This window comes from Methylocucumis oryzae (assembly GCF_000963695.1).
GTDB lineage: Bacteria > Pseudomonadota > Gammaproteobacteria > Methylococcales > Methylomonadaceae > Methylovulum > Methylovulum oryzae.
Window position 1 is genome coordinate 1 of record NZ_LAJX01000228.1, and the last position, 4,327, is coordinate 4,327.

At 41.7% G+C, this 4,327-nt stretch carries 4 protein-coding genes and 1 pseudogene; 1 reads left to right on the forward strand and 4 read right to left on the reverse strand.

The window, feature by feature from the left end; translation table 11 throughout:
- Positions 1-195: hypothetical protein (locus VZ94_RS27255; RefSeq protein WP_204369206.1), on the forward strand; the 195-nt coding region annotated here is incomplete at its 5' end.
- 290 nt (positions 196-485) lie between these two features.
- Here the strand turns inward: VZ94_RS27255 and VZ94_RS18225 are convergent.
- The 4 genes and pseudogenes from VZ94_RS18225 to VZ94_RS23655 all read right to left on the reverse strand — a co-directional run bounded on the left by VZ94_RS18225 (position 486) and on the right by VZ94_RS23655 (position 3,949).
- Positions 486-1,022 (reverse strand): hypothetical protein, encoded by a 537-nt coding sequence (locus VZ94_RS18225; RefSeq protein WP_045780313.1) that lies wholly within the window; start codon positions 1,020-1,022, stop codon positions 486-488.
- A gap of 89 nt (positions 1,023-1,111) precedes the next feature.
- On the reverse strand, positions 1,112-2,368 hold the full coding sequence (locus VZ94_RS18230; RefSeq protein WP_052700721.1) for an IS1096 element passenger TnpR family protein: 1,257 nt from the start codon (positions 2,366-2,368) through the stop codon (positions 1,112-1,114).
- 29 nt (positions 2,369-2,397) lie between these two features.
- Complete coding sequence (locus tag VZ94_RS18235) at positions 2,398-2,874, reverse strand: KfrB domain-containing protein (protein WP_045780314.1); 477 nt, start codon at positions 2,872-2,874, stop codon at positions 2,398-2,400.
- Positions 2,874-3,949: pseudogene (locus tag VZ94_RS23655) on the reverse strand (ISAs1 family transposase). Before VZ94_RS23655 ends, VZ94_RS18235 begins: the two are co-directional and overlap by 1 nt.
- Positions 3,950-4,327 lie beyond the last annotated feature (378 nt).

Genomic DNA, 4,327 nt, shown 5'->3' on the forward strand with positions numbered 1-4,327 from the left:
CGCTGCTTTGCCAAGTGTTCAGGTGGTGTATCCAATGTGCGGTTAAGGTCATGCATTATCCTCTTCAAAAATTTTGAGAATAACGGTTCTGAACTTATTAGAACAGGTGGTTTGGTTGAGCGCTTACGTTCAATCCGTGACTCTGGATACCTTGAAAAAAGCGGCAAACGCTGTTGGTCGCACATTACGCATTGAGCTTGTTTAACACCAGGCTATTGAGCCGCGAAGTCGGCGTTTAAATGGAATTTGTTGAATAAATCGGGTTAAGCGAGTTTGACCGTTGAAGGCCTTCTTGACTATTTATGCCTATCACTTCGAATTTGCATAAAACGATCAAATCTCAGTCAATTGAAGGTTTTGGAATTAAGAATAATCCCTGACATCCATAATGGTGGAGTTCACGCCGCACTCAAACAATTGCGTCTTGTATAATTTTTTAACCTGGTGGACATCAATATCAAACTTCCGTTTAATTTCCTTTTAACTTATGGAGTGTATGGGATAACAGCCTGTTCTTGAAGCTCATCAGCCTCGCCTTCAATGACGCGAAATAATAGCTTGTAAGATACAAGCCATGTACAGTGCTCATTGATTTTAACCGTGGCTGTCTTTGGGTTTAGGCGAATGACCTTGCCGTACTGCTCATTATTATCTCTATCTTTATAACCAACGATGTCACCAATTTTTAAACTATTTTTGGGTATGCCAACTACATTCTTGTCTGGTTGAATATCAGTGTCAATATTATCCAGGTTGAGGTAATAAAAGGGCAGATTCCAGCTCTTCTGATCTTTAACGTTTCTGACCAAACAGCGGGTCCTGTTAATTTGCAAGATGACTGCATCCACTAAACAGTTCGATTGAGAATCAAAATAGCTTATTGATTGACCGACTTTTAATTGAGATTTAATCTGTTCTATCCGGTTCGGATTAAGCAGTTCCTGATAAATGGCTGACTGCAACCGGTGAAGATCAAATAGCGATGCTTTATTTAATTCTTGAAGTATTGCTGTGTAGTTCATTTCTAGTTTTTGATTGAGAAGCTAAAATATTTTGTATTAGGCTTATGTGTTTTGCATTTATTTGACAGACTTGATGTTGATTAAGCGTATCAATTTGCCTCATCCCAGTCATCTTCATCCTCCCAGTCAGGATATTGTTTTACCGGTTCACCGTGCCGCTCAATAACAGTGGGTTCTGAGTAGTTAACATTTTCGCTTGAAATCGACTCTACAACCAATTGAAACCGCCAGTCATCACCAAAATCAAAGTGAAAAGTCAGCGCCATACCTTTGCGCAAGGGTAATTCGCCGACAACACATTCATCGGCACATAATCCAGCGCTCTCCATATAAGGATGTACAACGCGTTCAGTTATTCCATTACGGTTTTTATAGATGAATTCGTATAGATGATCGTTGTCGAATTCAAAAGCACCTAAAATACTACGCGCCAACTCATCAAGATCGGTAGTGCCTGGAACAGCAATTTTACGATAGGCCGAGGCGAGGGTGACTTTAAAAACAAAAATGCTGTCTTGCATTTCTTTCATTGCAGGCTGGGTTATTTCTTTTTCCCATGCAGGAAGGTGTGTTTTTAATTCGTAACTCCAGCAATCAGCTTCATGATCATATGAAGGGTCGTTATAAATATTCTTATTCAATGATTGTTGGTATTGATACAGATAGTTAAATAAGGCATGTCCTAATACCGTTGGCTCAACATTACTGATAGGCCAGTTTTCTCCACTTAAAGCGGCATTCTGCTCTATCCTAACAAACCCAAACAGTTCCATTAGGGCAAGATTATGAAACCCAGGTCCGTACCGGAAATAAGTAACGTCGAGCTTGGTTTTAAGGTCTGGGTCGCCGCATAGCATGTTTAGAAAAAAATACAGGCATTCAGAAAAATAGAAATCCCTTCTTTCGCGCTCTCCTATAATTTCGGGATTTCCTCGATACCACCACGCTTGAAGTAAAGCAAAATAGCGTTCCGTTGAGTTCATCGAATGCCAATCGGCCAATACCTGATTATCCAGCATTAATTTGGCTTCCTTCTTTTCAATAACGATTTCTGATAAACCAGATGCCCGCAGCAATAAATACAGGCCATTGATGTGAGGAAAAGATTTTTGCTGGGGTCGCTTCAATTTTACATCTAAAGGATTTGACATCAATTGATTTAGATGCGGAAGCAGTTTGATAGCCAATAAATTATTTTTCCCTGAAACCGGAACCCCGGCAGAACCGATAAAATCGAGCAGGCTAGAAAAATCCTTTAGCAAAGTACCGGGTTCCGTATCACTGAATTTCTGATTTTTTATATAGAAGATTTGTTCTGGTGTTAGTATATTTGTGATCATTTTCATAGCATTGTGCTAATTGTTAAAGATAAACCTCAACGTCGCCGCATCACTGCGTTATTCGCAATCGGTGTTAATTTTAGTTGCCCAGCATCATATTGAATCTTGAGGGTGTTGCCTATGGTAGGCACTTCGTCAAATAAACGCCGATCATGCCGGATCAGGGGTTGACCCTGAGCTTGAATAACATAACGCGCAGTCACCGCAACCACCTGTCCCTGATAATGCCCTTGTTCAGTATCCGGTTTAACACTGTGTTTAAGCCACTGTGTCGTAGGCAATAGGGTAGCATTGGTGAACGCTTTTTCACGCTGTAATTCGGCTTCTCGTTGAATTTTTAGCGCATTGATGTTCGGGTCGGTGAATTCAACCTTTAAGCCAATGTCCGCCGCTACCCGCGCGATATTGGCTTTAAATACAGCACTGCCATGCACAGTCAATTTTTTGCCGAACTTAGCATATGCTAGCCTAAGACTCAGCTCAAGCGCGTCATCTTGCCAGGGCAAACGCATTAAAATGCTAAACCAAAGACGACGTTAGCGCGATAATCATCATTTAAAGCGGCTTTCATCCGTTTTCGCTTAAGGCTTAGTTTTGAAGGCTCGGTTTGAAACAAGTTCAGGCACAGATGTCTGAGCATAGCGAAAATGCTAGGCGCATTCCCCATACGAATCCGGCAATCATCTTCGCGCATCACCACATCAAGCCGCCAATGCAAGCTATTCTCAATACCCCAATGGGAACGCACCGCATGGGCAAATGTCTTCGCATTCGCTTCAAAGGAATTGATAAAAAACGTTGTTCCAGCGTGGTCTTGCCACGGATAAACGTTTCGCGTTCCACCCTGCCAATACTGCGCAACCCCTTCCACCGTTCAGGTTTCGGCAGCGTGGTTAAATCTTCACAAACCCAATAACGGCGGATTTCCAAGCGCCCATGTTCTTTGTCAATCTCTTCGGCATAATCGTATTTGACCGCCTTGAAATCAGCCGCTTTTGCTGTCATGAAATAATCCTCTACGGCTTTATGCAAGCTTTCTTGGTTACCCTTGAGCCCAAGCGAATAATCACCGCCTTGTTCAATGATTTGCGCGGCAATATCCGTTTGGCAGCCCATTGCATCAATCGTGATAATACAACCTTTGATGCCCAGCAACGCTAAAAGTTTAGGAATAGCTGTGATTTCGTTCGACTTTTCGGCCGTAGCCTGTTGTCCAAGCACCAGTCGATTGGCACACGCCCAGGCGCTGACCAAGTGCAGTGGCGATTGGGCCTTTTGGGTGTCTTTTGAGCCGCGTGAAGTTTTACCGTCTATAGCAATCACTTCACCTTCCGTTTTGACAGTTATTTCATTGACCCAATTCATAAAACAGCGGCGAAATTCTTCCGGATTGAGCCGTGAGACGGTGTAGGCGATACAGTCATGGGAGGGAACGCCATTTTTCAGGGGCACGAAACGGCGCAACCAATCCTCATTTTCTTTGCCAAAATCTGCAATGCCTAACCAACCTTCTGCCCCACTGGCAACCGCACAGACCGTCAATACTAAAATATCCATAATTGCTGCCGAGTGTCGTGTTGAGGATATTCAGGCGGTGCATAATGGGCAGTCATTTCTTTACGGTGTAACCGGTGGTTTTTTGGGAACTATGATCGCCGCTATTATTTTGTTGGTCCTGGATACATTTTTTAAACATTAGAATAAAAAGCTAACTACTAACATTTTTAAACAGATAAATGTAGTAGTAGTTGTTTTATATGTTTTAATTGTTTTATATGTTTTAGGCGCCGATTTCACTTTATATATCATATTGTTACAGAGCTAACTATAACAAAAACAGTGTTAACTATAACAAAAACAGTGTTAACTATAACAAAAACAGTGTTAACTATAACAAAAACAGTGTTAACTATAACAAAAACAGTGTTAACTATAACAAAAACAGTGTTATTCGTGTAAATCTGG